We start from the raw sequence: 17,746 nt of genomic DNA, 5'->3' as shown, positions 1-17,746 counted from the left end.
GATGAAAAAACACACCCTGCTATTAACTTTTACTTTCATTTTCTTGAGTTCTTTTTTAAATGCTCAAACAAAAAAAGACTACCAAGATAAAGTTCGTGCTTACAAAGCTGCTTACATTACTGAAAAACTAAGTTTATCAGAAAGTGAAGCGCAAAAATTTTGGCCTATCTATAATGACTATAGTGAACAAATGGTAAAACTTCATAGAGAAGAGCGTTTTAAGATTAAAAAACGCATTTCTGAAGTAGGCGGTATTGATAAGCTGACTGAACATGAAGCCAAAGAAATTTTACAGAAAATAACGTTAATTGATCAAAATAGAACAGAACTTAAAACTTCTTTTTTTACTAAAATTTCTAAGTTCTTGTCCTATAAAAAAATATTAACCTTAGAAGTTGCCGAACATGAATTTAACAGAAAACTAATTAAAAAGTTACGCGGACCTAAAAAGTTTGATCATTAATTAATTTTCAGGTATATAAACTTCCAATAACTCAGACTTAGTGTCTGAGTTTATTTTAAATTCTTTTACATCTGCTGGTACTAATAAGGTTTCTCCCATTTTAAGAATTTCCGTAGAATTATTACTGCTAAACGTTACACTTCCTTCTACACACATGTAAATTATAAAGCTATCTATATCAGCATAATTAACATCTACTTCTCCATTAACAGGTAAAACTTTAGTTGTAAAGTATGGACAAGTAACAACTTCTGTTGATTTATTTTGAGTTTTGTTATAGTTTGTATAATAAACTTCTTTTGCCTGATAATCTATAGCGTCAAGTGCCAACTCTGTATGTAATTCTCTGTAATTTCCTTCGTCATCCTGTCTATCCCAATCGTAAATACGGTACGTAATATCTGAGGTTTGTTGTATTTCTGCCAATAAAACTCCGGCTCCAATTGCATGTACTCTACCCGTTGGTATAAAATAAATATCGCCTTTTTCTACTTCATCAACATTTAAAATATCTATAAGACTTTTAGAGTTTAAATGCGTTAAATACTCATCTTTAGTCGTGTTTTTCTTGAATCCTACTATTAAATTCGCCTCTTCATCAGCTTGCATAACATACCACATCTCTGTTTTACCAAAAGAATTATGCCTTTCTTTTGCTAAATCATCATGAGGATGTAATTGAATACTTAATGCTTCTTTAGCATCAATAAACTTTATGAGCAACGGAAATTTTTCCTTAAACTTATCGTACACACTCTTCCCTACTAAACTCTCTTTGTAAATTGAAATTAGCTCTTTTAAATCTTTTCCTTTTAATTGTCCGTTGGCAACAACAGAAGTATCACCTTCAACATCTGAAATTTCCCAACTTTCACCTATATTTTTTTGGTTTGATTCCTTATGCAATAGGGAAATTAATTTATTACCTCCCCATATTTTTTCTTTTAAAATTGGGGTAAATTTTAAAAAATCCTGATTAATTTTCATATTATTTTTATTATTTGCTCTGAAACTAAGATCCGGAATAGGTTACAAAGTTTCTAGGGGTTTCATATAGAGTAATTGTCAAATCATATTCTTTTTCAATTACTTTTCTTAATTTATCATACGTAACAACCGCTATATTTTCTACTGAAGGATTTAATTTTTCAAACTCTTCTACTTCTAGATTAAGGTTTTTATGATCAAAAGCATCTTCTATTTCTGTTTTAATCAAATCTTTTAAAATACCTAAATCATAAACATATCCGGTTTCTGCATCTACTTCTCCGGTTAAAGACACTATTAATTCATAATTATGTCCATGATAATTAGGGTTACTACATTTTCCAAAAACTTCAAAATTTTTATCATCAGTCCACTTAGGGTTAAATAACCTATGTGCAGCATTGAAATGTGCTTTTCTATGTACAGTCACTCTTGGCATAACTCTAAATAAATTTTGAGATTTTATCGTATGATTCTTTAAATATAATTTTAAACCATTCCGTATAAATTTCCGGACGATTTTCTATATCTGATTTTACTTCATTTAAAGGCATCCATTTATAAGCTTCTACTTCTTCCGAATTAACGTCAGGGTCTTCCTCATATTTTCCAACCATAACATGATCTAATTCATGCTCTGTAAGTCCATTATCAAACGGAGCTTTATAAATAAAGCTAAAAACTTCTTCTAAGTCACAACTAAAGCCCATTTCTTCTTGTAACCTTCTTTTTCCGGCTTCAATATTAGTTTCACCTTCACGCTGATGTGAACAACACGTATTAGTCCATAACAAAGGAGAATGATATTTTTCTTTCGCTCTCTGTTGTAATAACAAATCACCTTTATGGTTAAAAACAAAAACTGAAAAAGCTCTGTGTAATAATGCTTTTTCATGAGCTTCAATTTTTTCCATTACCCCTATCGGGTTATCTTGTTCATCAACTAAAATTACGTGTTCTCTCATGGATTTATTTTACAAAAAACAAACTTACAAAATAGAATTTAGAGTAAAGTCCTCTAAAAATTAATTAATATTCTTTTAATACCTAATAATTGAGGCAAAATCTTCTTGAATACTTAATTACAGAAAATAAAAATTCGGTATTGTTCATACTCTTTTAAAAGACTAACTTTGCGTCCTTAAATTTTATAGATGAGTTTTTTAGAAGAAATACAGAAAAGACGTACGTTTGGTATTATATCTCACCCGGATGCCGGTAAAACTACTTTAACTGAAAAGTTATTATTATTTGGAGGAGCTATTCAAGAAGCAGGGGCTGTAAAAAACAATAAGATAAAAAAAGGAGCTACTTCTGACTTTATGGAAATTGAACGTCAGAGAGGTATTTCGGTAGCAACCTCTGTATTAGCCTTTATATATAAAGATAAAAAGATTAATATTCTTGATACTCCCGGACATAAAGATTTTGCTGAAGATACATTTAGAACCTTAACTGCTGTTGATAGTGTTATTGTTGTAATTGACGTTGCTAAAGGGGTTGAGGAACAAACTGAAAAACTGGTTGAAGTATGTAGAATGCGTAAAATACCTATGATAGTTTTTATTAATAAATTAGATCGTGAAGGTAAAGACGCTTTTGATTTATTAGATGAAGTTGAACAAAAATTAGGTTTAAAAGTCACTCCTTTAAGTTTTCCTATTGGTATGGGATATGACTTTAAAGGTATATATAATATATGGGAGAAAAAATTAAATATTTTTTCTGGAGATAATAAACAAACTATTTCTAAAGGAGTTGAGTTTGATAATATTGATACTGCTGAATTAGATAAACTTATTGGTGAAAAATCTGCCAATACTTTACGTGAAGAACTGGAATTGGTATATGAAGTATACCCTACTTTTGATCAACAAGCTTACATATCAGGTGACTTACAGCCTGTATTCTTTGGTTCTGCCTTAAATAACTTTGGAGTAAAGGAATTACTAGATTGTTTTATTGATATAGCACCTAACCCTCAACCTAAAATGTCTGATACTCGTTTGGTTGATTCAAAAGAAGATAAATTAACCGGGTTTGTATTTAAGATTCATGCTAATATGGATCCTAAACATAGAGATCGTTTAGCTTTTATAAAAATTGTATCTGGTACGTTTAAAAGAAATACGCCTTACCTTCATGTTAGACATGGTAAAAAGGTTAAGTTCTCAAGTCCGAACGCCTTTTTTGCAGAGAAAAAAGAAATTGTAGAAGAGTCTTATCCGGGTGATATTGTTGGACTTCATGATACCGGTAACTTTAAAATTGGTGATACTTTAACGGAAGGTGAAAATTTAAACTTTAAAGGTATTCCTAGTTTCTCTCCGGAACATTTCCGTTACGTAAATAACGCCGATCCGTTAAAAGCAAAACAATTACACAAAGGTTTAGACCAATTAATGGATGAAGGGGTAGCTCAGCTATTTACTTTAGAAATGAATGGTAGAAAAATTATAGGAACAGTTGGGGCTCTTCAATATGAAGTTATACAATATCGTTTAGAACATGAGTATGGAGCTAAGTGTTCTTATGAAAACATTGCTGTACATAAAGCGTGTTGGGTAGAACCTGAAGATGAAAAAAATGAAGAGTTTAAAGAATTTAAAAGAGTAAAGCAACGTTATTTAGCTAAAGACAAACAAGGACAGTTAGTTTTCTTAGCAGATTCGGCATTTACCATACAAATGACACAAAGTAAATACCCTACAGTTAAATTACATTTTACCAGTGAATTTTAATAAACACTATACAATCTCAATTCTCTTTTCCCTTTTTTCTTTTCTGATATACAGTCAAGAGCGTTTAGTTACTTTAGAAGGAAAAGAATTACAGAATAAAGTTCGTTTAAACTTTATCCCTGTTAAAATGCCAACCGATAAATTCCCTGATTTAAAACCAACCATGGGAATGATGGGGTTACATTACCAAATCCCTCTAAACGATTGGTTGTATGGAGGTGCAGCTATGTATGCTGCAGTAACAGGTGACCAAGGAGGATTATTTACTTTAGGTGTTGAATTAGGGGTTAATAAACAACTATATAAAAATTTATACATCGACGCTAATTTCCATTTTGGAGGTGGCGGTGGTTATCGTTATTTAGTTAATGACGGAGGTTTTATGAATCCTAATATTGGTTTACAATATAAACATAAAAACTATTCTTTTGGAGTTCAGTACAGTCATGTTAATTTCTATTCCGGTGAAATTAAAAGTAATTCTGTTTCCTTTTTTATAGAAATACCTAGTCTTTTAAGATTTGCTGATTATGATAAAGTTCATCAGAATTTTACAAACACGAATCTTTCTTCTGATAGCTTCTGGAAAAAGCCAGCAACCAAAAATGTACAACAACTACGTTTCGACTTTTTTAAACCTTTTGGAAATTCCAAAAAAGATAACGGTTCTCCTCTACATGAAACCTTATATGTTTTAGGATTTGAATATCAAAAATACATAAGTGATAATACCTTTATATTTGCTCATACAGATGCCATATATAAAGGGCTAAGAGCCGGATTTATGGATTTATTTTTTGGTGCCGGTTATCATCCATATCAATCAAAGTATATTAATCTATTTACAAAATTAGGTTTAGGTGCAGCCGGCGGACGTATTGCTCCGGAAGGAGGTTTAATGATATATCCATCTGCAGGAATCGATTTAAAATTATCAAATCATTTTTCTCTTAGTGGTCATGGAGGATACTATAGAGCAATTGCCGGAGATCTAGAAGCATACACTTTTGGATTTGGCTTAAAATATCTTGGTTTAAACGGAGGTACTGAAGTTACAGGAGAAAACATCAATTCTTATTCAACAAAAGGAGTTACGTTAAGCATGGAAAATCAATCGTATTTTGATGTTGTCAAAACGGATGATCCTGACGGAATACTTTCTGTTGATTTGCAATTATTAGCTCTTCAATTTAACTACGATCTTACTAAAAACTTCTATTTAATAGGAGAAGCCGGCTTTGCTTATGGAGGAAGATCAGGCGGTTATGCTCACGGATTGGCTGGAATAGGATTTAAAACAAATACATTTTTTAATAACCGATTAAACGCTTTTGTAGATTTAATGGGAGGAGCTGCCGGAGGTGCCGGTGTTGATACAGGTGAAGGAATTGTAATAAGACCTACAGCAGGTATTAATTATACAATAGCACCAAATTTTTCAATAACGGCTTCAGGAGGAAAATTATATGCTCCTTTTGGAAATGTTAATTCAACAAACATAAACGTAGGATTTAACTTTAGCTTTGCTAGTTTATCCGCTTTAAAATAGTATAAAAACAGATTTTAAAATTTAAAAGATGAATAACGGAATTTATGCAAAATTCACTACTCCAAAAGGAGAAATTTTAGTGAACTTAGAATATCAAAAAACACCCGGAACTGTTGGTAACTTTGTTGCTTTAGCAGAAGGTAATTTAGAAAACTCAGCAAAACCACAAGGAACTCCTTATTATAACGGATTAAAATTTCACCGTGTAATTCCTGATTTTATGATCCAAGGAGGATGTCCTTTAGGAACAGGTACAGGAAGTCCGGGATATAAATTTGATGATGAAATTCATCCTGATTTAAAACACGATGTACCAGGAAAACTTTCTATGGCTAATGCTGGTCCGGGAACTAATGGTTCTCAATTTTTTATTACTCATGTTCCTACTCCTTGGTTAGATGGTAAGCATACTGTTTTTGGAAGTGTTGTTGAAGGGCAAGAAGTTGTAGATGCTGTTGAGCAAGAAGATGAAATGCAAGTAGAAATAATTCGTGTGGGTGATGAAGCTCAAAACTGGAATGCTGTTGAGGCTTTCAGAACCTTTGAAGGTGAACGTGAAAAACGTGAAGCTGCTGAAAAAGCTCGTCAAAAAGAAATTATGGATCAAATTGCTGCCGGTTATGATGAAACGCCTAGTGGATTACGTTATACAATTTTACAAAAAGGAGATGGTAAAAAGGCAAGCAAAGGGGCGACGGTTTCTGTACACTATAAAGGTCAATTATTAGACGGAACCGTTTTTGATTCTTCATATAAAAGAAAACAACCTATCGATTTTGCTTTAGGTGTAGGCCAAGTAATTTCCGGATGGGATGAAGGAATTCAATTATTACAAGTAGGAGATAAAGCTCGTTTAGTAATTCCTGCTCACTTAGCTTACGGAGAAAGAGGTGCAGGCGGAGTAATTCCTCCAAACGCTACATTAATTTTTGATGTTGAATTAATGAACGTAAAATAATAAAATACTGAATGTCAATCACCAAATAAAAAAGAGCCTTTTTAGGCTCTTTTTTATTTTATAAACCTCTTTACTTTTAGTTAACGTTCATAACATTAAAAAGAACATTAGTTAATAGATTTATGATATTATATTAAGGGCTTACAGAGAAAAAAAAAAGATTTTTGTTAGGTAGTTAAACCCCACTAAATAATGAAAACAATTACTGTATTTATATTCGCTCTTTGTCTCACTTTAAACTCTTTTGGTCAAGAAACGTGTAATGCTCCTAAAGAAGATATTATTGATCCTAATAGCCTATCAATTAGTAAATGTGAAGTACAAGCTGAAATAAAAGTTCCTTCAAGGAAAATTATAAAAAACACTCCTACCTCAAGAAAACGAATAACAAACCGATTTAAAACAAATCCTCAAGATATTAATTCAAACTTAAGCTTGAGTACTGATTTAAAAACCACCTTAACTACAAACTCAAAAATTAATCATAATAGTAATAAACTGAAAGTAAAAACTATTTTGTTTGATTTAGTTGATGAAGTTCCTTTATTTTCAACTTGCTCTGATAAAAATAAAACAGAAAATAGTAAATGTTTTAGAAATAAAATTCAAACTCATTTTACAAACAACTTTAACCCGGAAGCCATAGCTGAAGATGAAATTTCAGGGAAAGTAATTATAAAGTTTGATATTTCTATTGAAGGTAAAGTTGAAAACATTGAAGTTTTAAGCTCAAAAAAGAGTGAAAATTTAAATAATGAAGTTAATAATGTATTCTCTAAACTACCTAATATTAATCCAGGTAAAGTAAATAGTTTACCCGTAAATGTTACCTACGTTTTCCCTATTAACTTAACATTAGAATAACATAAAAAATGATAAAATTTGTAAATTAGCGCTCCTTAAAATAACCCTTTAAATTTCTGTAATGAGACACCCCCTATCACTAACAGTCGCTTTTTTATTTTTTTTTTTTACTGCTTATACTCAAGAAACGTGTACTACTGAAGAAATTGTTGATGCCAACTCAATTACTAAATGTACAATAAAAGATGTTGAAGAAACTTTAAATAAGTTAGAAGAAAAACAAGTAAGAACAAGAATAAAAAGAAAAAAGGTTGCTAAAAGCTCTTCTTTAACATCTAAAAAAATAAAAAATATTGATGCATCTATCGAAGCCAATGAAGATTATGAAGATGCTGAAGAAACTATCAACCAAGTAAAAGAAGCAACAGACAAACTTGCTCCTCTAAAAAAAATTCCTTTTTACCTTGTAGATCAAATTCCTTTGTTTGATAAATGTGAAAACACACCTCTATTAAAGCAAACTGAATGTTTTGAAAAACAAATGGCAAGGCATATAACAAATAATTTTACGTATCCAAAAGAAGCTTTAAGTAAAAAAATAGAAGGTAAAATACTGATACAATTCACCATTGATAAAGAAGGTAATGTTATTGATATAAAGAAAAAAGGACCTGAAAACACTGAGATTTTAGAAGAAGAAGCAGAAAAATTAATTTCCAGGCTTCCTAAATTTATCCCTGGGACCCATAATGGTGAAAAAGTGCTGGTTAAATATGCTCTTCCTATCATATTTAAACTTCCAAAAAACATTTAACAGCAATTTTATTAAAGTTATTAACTATTATAAAAATGCTAAAAAGCCTTAATTCATCAAGGATTATAGGAACTTTTTTAACACCACAAAAACATAACCACCTAATTATCAGAAAAAAAAGTTGTTCAGTTTGTAACTTTTTATATACATTTGCGTCTAATAAAATGAAGGAACGTTTTAAAACGTTGATTTTAATTGATTATTATATTAGGATGATTATTTTTTTCTAATTCAGTTAAAATAACCATTATTTTTTTTTGATTTTAAAATTAGTTTTATTACGTTTACAATGTTAATCAAATTATTAACCCCTAAATTAAGCAAGATTATGATGAGATTCCCCTTGTTAGTTTTAGCCATGTTATTTACAACTTTAATAACGGCTCAAGAACAGTGTGCTACTCCAGATGAGAGTATTGCGGATCCTAACAGTATCACTAAGTGTGCTGTAGAAGAGGTGAAAGATGTTGATGGTACTGCTAAAAAGCAAGTTTCAATAGAAGTTTCTACTAGAAGACGTGTAGTGCGTAAAAATAAAGCAGCTGTATCTTTAGGTACAACAGGTAATTCTCATCAAGTTGCCGATGTAAAAAAGACTACACTACTTGTTGGTAAATTAGAATTAGAAGATTCAGGTGAAATCTTAGAAAAAATTCCATTTAACTTAGTAGAAGAAATTCCATTATTTTCTAAATGTGAAAATGAGCCTCTAATTAAACAAGCTAAGTGTTTTGATGAGCAAATGTCAAAATACATTGTACAAAATTTCAAATATCCGCAAGAAGCAATCGACAAAGGTATTGAGGGAAGAGTATTAGCTCAATTTACTATTAATGAATTAGGTGATGTAGAAGATATCAGATTACGCGGGCCTCAAGGTGGAGAATTACTTGAGAGCGAAGCTGAAAGATTAATATCTGAATTACCAAAATTTGTTCCTGGTAAACACAACGGTAAAGTTGTAAAAGTAAAATACGGAATTCCTATTACTTTCAAAGTTCCTGGATCTAATAAGAAATCGAGTACTTCTTCAGCACCAAAAAGAACTGTTAGAACTACTGTTCCATCAGTAAAAGAAGAAGTTATTACAAATGCAATCAAATTTAACAAAGTTCAATCTATTCCTCAATTTAAAGCATGTTCAAGTGCTTCTGATGTAGAAAAGCTAAACTGTTTTAATGAGAGAATGATTAGCCATATTCAAAGAAACTTCCACTACCCTTCTGCTGCTGCAAAAGACAATATAGAAGGAAAAGTTTGGGTTACTTTCATTATCAACAAACAAGGTAAAGTTAGAAATGTAAAAATGAGAGGTCCTAAAGGTGGTGAATTATTAGAATTAGAAGCTAAGAGAATGGTATCTAAATTACCTGACTTTATTCCTGGTAAGCAAGATGGTAAAGCTGCTGATGTTGAATATACCTTACCTATCAACTTTAGATTAAACGATTAACATATATAATCATAAAGCAAAAAGCCTGAACTTTGTTCAGGCTTTTTTTATTTTACGTTCTCACTTCACTATAACATATTAATACCAATTACTGAATAAACAGTATCTTTGGTACGTTTTTATTAAATACTTATTAGCTTATGAAAATTATAGCAATGATTCCTGCTAGATATAATGCTACTCGGTTCCCCGGAAAATTAATGAAAGATTTGGCAGGAAAACCTGTAATAGTTAGAACTTATGAGGCTGCTGTTAATTCAAATCTTTTCGAAGAGGTTTATGTTGTTACTGATTCTCAAATAATACAAAACGTTATTCAAGATAATAACGGTAAAGTTATAATGAGTAAAAAAGAACATGATTGCGGATCAGATAGAATAGCAGAAGCGGTTGAAAATATTGAAGCTGATATTGTAATTAATGTTCAGGGTGATGAACCATTCATTGATACTATTTCTTTAAAAAAATTAATACAAACATTTAAAGATGATTCAACAAATACAGTAGATTTAGCGTCTTTAAAGGTGGCAATGCATGATGAATTAGAAATTAATAATCCTAATAACGTAAAGGTGATTACTGATTCTTTTGGCTTTGCTTTATACTTTTCCAGAAGTGTTATACCGTATAAAAGAGATCTTGATTATTCTACTACTTATTATAAACATAAAGGTGTTTATGCCTTTAGAAAATCTGCTTTATTAGATTTCTATAATACTCCTATGACTCCACTTGAAAAATCAGAAAAAATTGAATGTATTAGGTATCTTGAAGTAGGGAAAAAAATTAAGATGATTGAAACTGATATTGAAAGTATTGGTATTGATACTCCTGAAGATTTAGAAAAAGCTATTTTATTTTTACAAAAAGAACATGAATAAAAATACAATTAAAGTAATTGCTTTTGATGCAGATGATACTTTGTGGGTAAATGAAACTTATTTTAGAGAAGCAGAAAATGAGTTTGCTTCCTTATTATCAAACTATGAAACCGAAAATAAGATTCATCAAGAGTTATTTAAAAAAGAAATTAAAAACCTTGCTATTTACGGCTATGGAATTAAAGGTTTTGTTTTATCAATGATTGAATGTGCCTTAGAAATTTCAAATAACCAAGTACATCAAACTATTATAACAGATATTTTAAATATTGGCAAAAGAATGCTTGATAAACCAGTTATTATATTAGATGGTGTAATTTCAGTTCTTGAGGCTTTAAAAGGAAACTATAAATTAATTGTTGCTACCAAAGGTGATTTATTGGATCAAGAAAAAAAGTTAGAAAAATCCGGGCTTATAAAATATTTTCATCATATAGAAGTTATGAGTGAAAAAAAGGAGTGCGATTATAAAAAGTTAATAACTCATTTAGACATAAAAGCTCATGAGTTTTTAATGATTGGAAATTCATTAAAATCAGATGTGCTACCTTTAATAAACATAGGCGCTTCTGCAATTCATATTCCTTTTCATACTACTTGGCAATATGAAGAAGTAAAACAAGACCTTCCTAATTCTAGTTATAAAACTATAAGTAAAATTCAGGAGGTATTAAACTTCCTATAATACTTAGACTTACTATTTTAAGTAAACACTAATTTTAATCTTTTGTTTTCTTTTTCAAAAGAAAAACAACTAAATTTGCACAAATTTATAATTATGGCAAGTATAAAAAACTTAAAGAAAGATATTAATTATACCTTAGGTGATATTATTGAAGAATGTTATGTATGGGAATTATTAAACCCTAAAGAAGATGCCTCTAAATCTGAAGCTATCATTAATGAAGCCATTACTACATTTGATGAGTTGTTAGATAAGGTACATGCTAAAGATATTGAAAATAAGAAAAGCCACTACAAAGCTATTAGCCAAGAACTTGAAAGTAAAGCTAAAAGCTTAATTGAAAAAGTGAATAACTTATAAACTACTAAAACCGATTTTTAAAAAATCGGTTTTTTTTTGCTGAACTTTAACATTATATACACGTTTTTTTTTTGTAAATTACCATTGAAATTTTATAACTTAAATCCCCTAAATATGGCAAGAGCTATGTACGATTACACTAAAACTATACTTAAAAAAGTTAGTTTTAACTCTGAATTATTTTGTAAGGAATTAGAGAAAGCCTTAACTAGGTTACTTCCGCACGAAATAAAGGAATTAACGATTTGGCTTAGAGAATTCACTGCCAATAAGCCTGAGCTTTACGTTTGTATGGCTTTAGTTAAGAAATAAAAAATAAAATAAAAACTAAAAAAAATGCCGAATATTAAAAATATTCGGCGTTTTTTGTATTGTTATGTGAGTAGAATATTAATTCTTTTTCAATTCTTTTAATTCATCATCACAGTTCTTTTCTATAGTACACTTATTATTTTTACTATTTGTCTTATTATCTTGTTTAAAGTTATTTCTCAAAAACAACAAATAGCTATTTCTTTGACTTAGTCTTTTTCTAACTTTAATTTTTTCAGCTTGTTGCTTTACTTTTATAAATTCACTTCCTCTTACAATATAAAAATAAGATCTTCTGTTAACCTGATGTTCTTCTTCAGTACATTTATTTTGATTAGCATTGTTACAGTTATTTAACAATTTCTCTTCTCCATAACCTATGGCGCTCTCAATTCTACTTTTATCTATTCCCCTAGAAATTATGTAATCTCGAGTGGCTTTGGCTCTAGCATCTGATAATTTTTTATTGTAGGCATCATTTCCTCTGCTATCTGTATGAGATTCGATTTTTATAACAATTTCCGGGTGATTCTTCATAACTGTTATAATATTCTCTAACTCATATTCAGCATCATCTCTAATAATGGATTGATTAAAATCAAAATAAATCGGATTAATTACTATTTGATCTCCAATAATTAGTGGTGTTAATTTTAGGTTTACCTTTATTATATCGTCAGTTTTACCTTTAGTTTCAATAGTTGTTTGATCTGATCTATGGTCAAATTTACTTGCAGCTATTATAAACTTCAAATCACAGGGAACTTTACTAAAACTATATTTTCCATAACTATCTGAAATAGTTTCTTCAATAATTTCACCATTCTCATTAATTAGCTTTAATACTGCATCAGGTATTTCCTCTCCTTGTTTAGTATCGACTATAGTTCCGGATATTTGTTTTTGACATATGTCTTGATAAATGTAAAAACTATAGATATCATCATCTCCTTTCCCTTTTTCTCTATTTGAAGAGAAAAAACCTTTTTTACCTTCCTCGTCTATAAAAAAAGCAAAATCATCTCTATTACTGTTAAAAGGAGTTCCTAAATTAGTTACTTTTGAGTATATAGAATCGTTTACCATTTTTGTTTGAAAAATATCAAGTAAGCCTAAACCTAAGTGCCCGTCAGAAGAAAAATAAAGGGTATTATCATTACCTATAAAAGGAAATCTTTCATTATCTGAAGTATTAATTTGTTCTCCAAGGTTCATTGGTTCTCCATACTCTCCATTCTCTTTTATTTCAACTTTATAGATATCAGAGCCTCCATAACCTCCAGGTTTGTTAGATACAAAATATAATGTTTTTTCATCTGGACTTAATGCCGGGTGGCCAACTGAATATTCATCACTATTAAAAGGTAATTCTTTAACATTTACCCATACTCCATTGATAAAAGATGCTTTATAAATTTTAAGATTTACAGATCTTTTTTTATCCTTATTTACTCTTTTTCCATCAAAGTTATTTCTGGTAAAATAAATGGTTTTACCATCTTTAGTAAATATCGGTTTTCCTTCATGATATTCAGTAGTAATTGGATAGGGTAAGATTTGTTTATCATACAATACTAATACTGTATCTTTTACATTTTCTTCAAGATATTCTATACTTTCTTTGGCTTTGTATATATTTAAAAATGGTTGATTATTCCATTTATAAATTCTTTGCTTTTTATCATCTTCTTTAGGAGCTGAAGAGGAAAAATAAGCATTACCATCTAAAATAAAACCTCCATAATCAGAAAACGGTGTATTTATTGCCAAATTTCTAACTCCAATTCTTTTTCCTTCTGTATTAGAATAGTCTAATAGATAATCAACGTTTTTTAATTCAACTTCTCTATTATTTTTTCCATCCTTTTTAGATAATTCTAAAAATATAGAATCTGATTTTTTGTAATTTCCATTACTTCTTAGTACTTGTGCATACCTAAAGAGATATTTATCAGAAACCTCATTTTTGTACTTTTTTACTAATAAACTATACCATGTTAAAGCTTCTTCTATGTTTGCATTATTGTAATAGGAGTCGGCCAAACGGCTTAATACGTGCTTTGTACTATCTCCTTTAGTAACAACTAACGCTTTATATAATTCTGCAGATTGAACATAAGAAAACTCATCAAAATATCTGTCAGCTACTCTCCTGCTTTGAGCTTTTACATTAACAAACCCTATAATTGTGCATATTAATAATATCCCCCTTCGTAATTTCATTAATTTTTGTGTTTTTAGAAGAATCTTGGTGATCTATATTTTAATTCTTTAAATATTTCATATCTAAGCATGATTTCATGAGTTCCTGAATTAGTCACATTATAATTAGATGTGGTTAAGTCATAAGCGTATCCAATTAATAGTGAATCAGTTGCTTGAAACCCTAATAATGCACTTATTGAATCATCCCATCTCCATGCTAATCCTGCTCTGAATTTTTCATTAAATAAGAAGTTTGCTGAAATATCAAGAGACAACGGAGCTCCTGAAACTCCTTTTAATAACATTGCCGGTTTAAATTTGATGTTTTCGTTTAAATCAAATACATACCCTGTTATTAAAAAGAAATGCATTCTTTCAATAGCTGTTTGTGTAACGTTATCTAATTTCTGATCATAGTGTTCTGTTCTTAAAAAGTTAGGTACAGACAAACCTATATACCATTGATATTCGTGGTAGTATATTCCTGCTCCTACCGTTGGTAGAAACTTTCCATTTATATTATTTTGAAATAGTGTTTCATCTTCAATAGTTTTTCCCTTTGTCCAATCGATATTTAATACACGACCTCCCAACCTTAAACCGAAAGCTAAGTTTCCTTCATCTCCTGTTTCAATGGTATATGATAAGTTTGCATCAAAATAAATCTCATGTGACGGACCTATTTTATCGTTCACTAAATTTAAACCTAATCCCAATCCTGAATAACCTATAGGTGAATCGTAACTAAGGTTTTGAGTGTCTGGTGCGCCTTCAAAACCTACCCATTGCGTTCTCCCTAAAGCGGTAATAACTGCATGGCCTCTTGATCCAGCATAAGCTGGGTTTACACTCATTGTATTAAACATATATTGAGTAAACTGAGGGTCTTGTTGTGCGTAGGTATTTGTTATTAAACAAATACCTAGCAAACAAATTAATCTTGAAAATAATCTCATTTTTTCTATTTCTTAATAATTCCGGTTATTCTTATCTATTAATATATACCCAACCTTTTCTAACAGGCTGTCCGTTTCCTAAGTCTAATATATAGAAATATGTTCCTACCGGTAACTTACTATCAGCATTTATATTTACTCTTCCTTCAGATATTCCTCTAAATATAACATCTTTGTTGTTATATCCTCTTTTCTTGAATACTGTATTACCCCATCTGTTGAAAATTTCAATAGAGTTGTTCGGGAAGTTCTCAATACAATCGATTCTTAAATAATCGTTTACTCCATCGCCATTAGGACTAAACTCATTATAAACAACTACACAAGTATCTAAATCGATCCAATCTCCAAATCCGTCTAATCCATCTTCGCTATCTGGAATTCCATCACCATCACTATCTGTTCCACTATCTGATGCTACTCCGTTTCCTCCACTATTCGGATCTGTAGGGTCTGTATCATTAACATCTGTATTTCCTGCATCGCCAAAATTATCAATGTCTTGATCTACTTCATCTAAAATACCATCTCCATCTGTATCAGGGCCATCAATTAATCCATTACCATCTAAATCCTCATTTCCTCCTTCAATAACGTCATTTACTCCATCATCGTCACTATCAAGATCTAAGTAGTTTGGAATGCCATCACTGTCACTGTCTGTATTATCTGGTTCTCCACCTGCTCCTTCTCCAAAAACAGTATCATCAGCATCTGCACCACTTAAAATACCATCGCCATCTGCATCGGTACCGTCTACCATTCCATCATTATTAGCATCTACATTACCATCTTCTATGACATCATTGATTCCATCATTATCACTATCTAAATCTAAATAGTTTGGAACTCCATCGCCGTCTGTGTCAGGATCCTCATCTGTATCTACTGCTGCATCTGCCATTCCATCTCCATCAGTATCTGAATATCCTGTATCATTTGAATCGATAACTCCGTCTCCGTTTGTATCTAATGCTCCATTACCTCCTTCATCTACATCTAAAATTCCATCATTATCACTATCTAAATCTAAGTAGTTAGGAATACCATCTCCATCAGTATCTTCAGTTCCTTCAACCGAATCTGGAATACCATCATTATCACTATCTACATCTAAATAGTTTGGAACTCCATCGCCATCACTATCAACATTATCTGAATCACCTCCGGTTCCTTCTCCAAAAACAGTATCATCTCCATCTACACTATCCAAAATACCGTCACCATCAGCATCAGTTCCATCTACCATTCCATCATTGTTAGCATCTACGTTACCATCTTCTATGACATCATTGATTCCGTCATTATCACTATCTAGATCTTTATAATCTGGAACTCCATCTCCATCCGTATCTGGTTCTTCATCTGTATCTACAGCCGCATCTGCCATTCCATCTCCATTGGTATCTGAATATCCTGTATCATTTGCATCAATGACTCCATCTCCATTGGTATCTAATGCTCCGTTACCTCCTTCGTCTACATCTAAAATTCCATCATTATCACTATCTAAATCTAAATAGTCTGGAACTCCATCGCCATCAGTATCTCCTGTTCCTTCTACTACATCCGGAATACCATCATTATCATCATCTACATCTAAATAATCTGGAACACCATCACCATCAGTATCAAGACCACTATCTCCAAATCCATCTAATCCATCTTCGCTATCTGCGATTCCATCCCCATCACTATCTGTTCCACTATCTGATGCAACTCCATTACCTCCACTATTCGGATCTGTAGGATCAGTATCATTAACATCTGTATTTCCAGCATCACCAAAATTATTGATGTCTTGATCCACTTCATCTAAAATACCATCTCCATCTGTATCAGGGCCATCAATTAATCCATTACCATCTAAATCCTCATTTCCTCCTTCAATAACGTCATTTACTCCATCATCGTCACTATCAAGATCTAAGTAATTAGGAACACCATCACCATCAGTATCTGTGTTATCAGGTTCTCCTCCATTTCCTTCTCCAAAAATAGTATCATCTGCATCTGCTCCACTTAAAATACCATCGCCATCTGCATCAGTTCCATCTACCATTCCATCATTATTAGCATCTACATTGTCATCTTCTATAACATCGTTTATTCCATCATTATCACTGTCTAGATCTAAATAATCTGGAACACTATCTCCATCAGTATCCGGTGCATCTACCACACCATCTGCCATTCCATCTCCATTTGCATCTAAGAATCCTGTATCATTTGAATCAATAACTCCGTCTCCGTTAGTATCTAATGCGCCATTACCTCCTTCATCTACATCTAGAATTCCATCATTATCGCTATCTAAATCTAAATAATCCGGAATACCATCACCATCAGTATCCCCTGTTCCTTCTACCACATCTGAAATACCATCATTATCATCGTCTACATCTATTGAATCTATAATGCCATCTCCATCTGTATCTATTCCAATCACTAATTCATCTGTCGTGATATCTGAACTTGTGTTACCCGCTGCATCGGTTGCTTCTACTGTTACATCATACGTTCCTTCCGGGATTTCATTTCCGGTTGGAATGGTTAATGTCCAAGTACCATCGCCATT

17 protein-coding genes are annotated in these 17,746 nt (G+C 31.3%); 11 read left to right on the top strand and 6 right to left on the bottom strand.

All coding sequences use genetic code 11. The features are described from left to right. The first annotated feature begins 1 nt into the window (after position 1). A complete protein-coding gene (locus tag ACQY1Q_RS09025) occupies positions 2 to 463 on the top strand; it encodes a hypothetical protein (RefSeq protein ID WP_431004980.1) in 462 nt (153 codons plus the stop codon). Here ACQY1Q_RS09025 and ACQY1Q_RS09020 read toward each other — a convergent pair whose 3' ends face one another. Genes ACQY1Q_RS09020 through idi form a run of 3 tightly spaced genes read right to left on the bottom strand, consistent with a single transcriptional unit; the run spans position 464 to position 2,415 of the window. Next, the gene (locus ACQY1Q_RS09020; RefSeq protein ID WP_431004979.1) at positions 464 to 1,450 is read right to left on the bottom strand and encodes a type I phosphomannose isomerase catalytic subunit; all 987 of its coding nucleotides are present in this window, start codon (positions 1,448 to 1,450) and stop codon (positions 464 to 466) included. Between the two features lie 25 nt (positions 1,451 to 1,475). Further along, entirely contained in the window at positions 1,476 to 1,889 is a 414-nt protein-coding gene (locus ACQY1Q_RS09015) for a 6-pyruvoyl trahydropterin synthase family protein (RefSeq protein ID WP_431004978.1), read from the bottom strand. A gap of 4 nt (positions 1,890 to 1,893) precedes the next feature. Next, positions 1,894 to 2,415, bottom strand: a complete 522-nt coding sequence (gene idi, locus ACQY1Q_RS09010) for an isopentenyl-diphosphate Delta-isomerase (protein ID WP_431004977.1) — start codon at positions 2,413 to 2,415, stop codon at positions 1,894 to 1,896. A gap of 189 nt (positions 2,416 to 2,604) precedes the next feature. Between idi and ACQY1Q_RS09005 the strand changes: the two genes are divergently transcribed. From ACQY1Q_RS09005 to ACQY1Q_RS08960, 10 genes are all read left to right on the top strand, one after another. Continuing rightward, complete coding sequence (locus ACQY1Q_RS09005) at positions 2,605 to 4,191, top strand: peptide chain release factor 3 (protein WP_431004976.1); 1,587 nt, start codon at positions 2,605 to 2,607, stop codon at positions 4,189 to 4,191. Then, a complete protein-coding gene (locus tag ACQY1Q_RS09000; RefSeq protein ID WP_431004975.1) occupies positions 4,181 to 5,740 on the top strand; it encodes a hypothetical protein in 1,560 nt (519 codons plus the stop codon). The genes ACQY1Q_RS09005 and ACQY1Q_RS09000 overlap by 11 nt, the downstream gene beginning before the upstream one ends. Positions 5,741 to 5,768: 28 nt before the next feature. Next, entirely contained in the window at positions 5,769 to 6,698 is a 930-nt protein-coding gene (locus tag ACQY1Q_RS08995; RefSeq protein WP_431004974.1) for a peptidylprolyl isomerase, read from the top strand. Positions 6,699 to 6,890: 192 nt separating this feature from the next. Next, on the top strand, positions 6,891 to 7,562 hold the full coding sequence (locus tag ACQY1Q_RS08990; RefSeq protein WP_431004973.1) for a TonB family protein: 672 nt from the start codon (positions 6,891 to 6,893) through the stop codon (positions 7,560 to 7,562). Between the two features lie 61 nt (positions 7,563 to 7,623). Continuing rightward, positions 7,624 to 8,316 carry an energy transducer TonB gene (locus ACQY1Q_RS08985; RefSeq protein ID WP_431004972.1) on the top strand — a complete coding sequence of 231 codons (693 nt, stop codon included), beginning with the start codon at positions 7,624 to 7,626 and terminating at the stop codon, positions 8,314 to 8,316. Between the two features lie 328 nt (positions 8,317 to 8,644). After that, the gene (locus ACQY1Q_RS08980; RefSeq protein ID WP_431004971.1) at positions 8,645 to 9,769 is read left to right on the top strand and encodes an energy transducer TonB; all 1,125 of its coding nucleotides are present in this window, start codon (positions 8,645 to 8,647) and stop codon (positions 9,767 to 9,769) included. Positions 9,770 to 9,909: 140 nt separating this feature from the next. After that, a complete protein-coding gene (kdsB, locus tag ACQY1Q_RS08975; protein WP_431004970.1) occupies positions 9,910 to 10,650 on the top strand; it encodes a 3-deoxy-manno-octulosonate cytidylyltransferase in 741 nt (246 codons plus the stop codon). Then, positions 10,643 to 11,335, top strand: coding sequence for an HAD family hydrolase (locus tag ACQY1Q_RS08970; RefSeq protein WP_431004969.1), 693 nt, complete (start codon positions 10,643 to 10,645; stop codon positions 11,333 to 11,335). Before kdsB ends, ACQY1Q_RS08970 begins: the two co-directional genes overlap by 8 nt. A gap of 93 nt (positions 11,336 to 11,428) precedes the next feature. Continuing rightward, complete coding sequence (locus tag ACQY1Q_RS08965) at positions 11,429 to 11,695, top strand: hypothetical protein (RefSeq protein WP_431004968.1); 267 nt, start codon at positions 11,429 to 11,431, stop codon at positions 11,693 to 11,695. A 114-nt stretch (positions 11,696 to 11,809) separates the two neighbouring features. Continuing rightward, entirely contained in the window at positions 11,810 to 12,007 is a 198-nt protein-coding gene (locus ACQY1Q_RS08960; protein ID WP_431004967.1) for a hypothetical protein, read from the top strand. Positions 12,008 to 12,085: 78 nt separating this feature from the next. On the opposite strand, the gene ACQY1Q_RS08955 is transcribed toward ACQY1Q_RS08960, so the two are convergent. From ACQY1Q_RS08955 to ACQY1Q_RS08945, 3 genes are all read right to left on the bottom strand, one after another. After that, positions 12,086 to 14,230, bottom strand: coding sequence for an OmpA family protein (locus tag ACQY1Q_RS08955; RefSeq protein WP_431004966.1), 2,145 nt, complete (start codon positions 14,228 to 14,230; stop codon positions 12,086 to 12,088). Between the two features lie 14 nt (positions 14,231 to 14,244). Beyond that, the gene (locus ACQY1Q_RS08950; RefSeq protein WP_431004965.1) at positions 14,245 to 15,168 is read right to left on the bottom strand and encodes a PorP/SprF family type IX secretion system membrane protein; all 924 of its coding nucleotides are present in this window, start codon (positions 15,166 to 15,168) and stop codon (positions 14,245 to 14,247) included. 31 nt (positions 15,169 to 15,199) lie between these two features. Beyond that, positions 15,200 to 17,746 (bottom strand): gliding motility-associated C-terminal domain-containing protein (locus tag ACQY1Q_RS08945; RefSeq protein ID WP_431004964.1); only part of this gene is annotated, 2,547 nt, incomplete at its 5' end.

The sequence above is a fragment of the Tenacibaculum sp. TC6 genome, assembly GCF_050606265.1.
GTDB lineage: Bacteria > Bacteroidota > Bacteroidia > Flavobacteriales > Flavobacteriaceae > Polaribacter.
The sequence above is the reverse complement of the archived record's forward strand: the minus strand, read 5'-3'. Positions and strand labels throughout refer to the sequence as shown.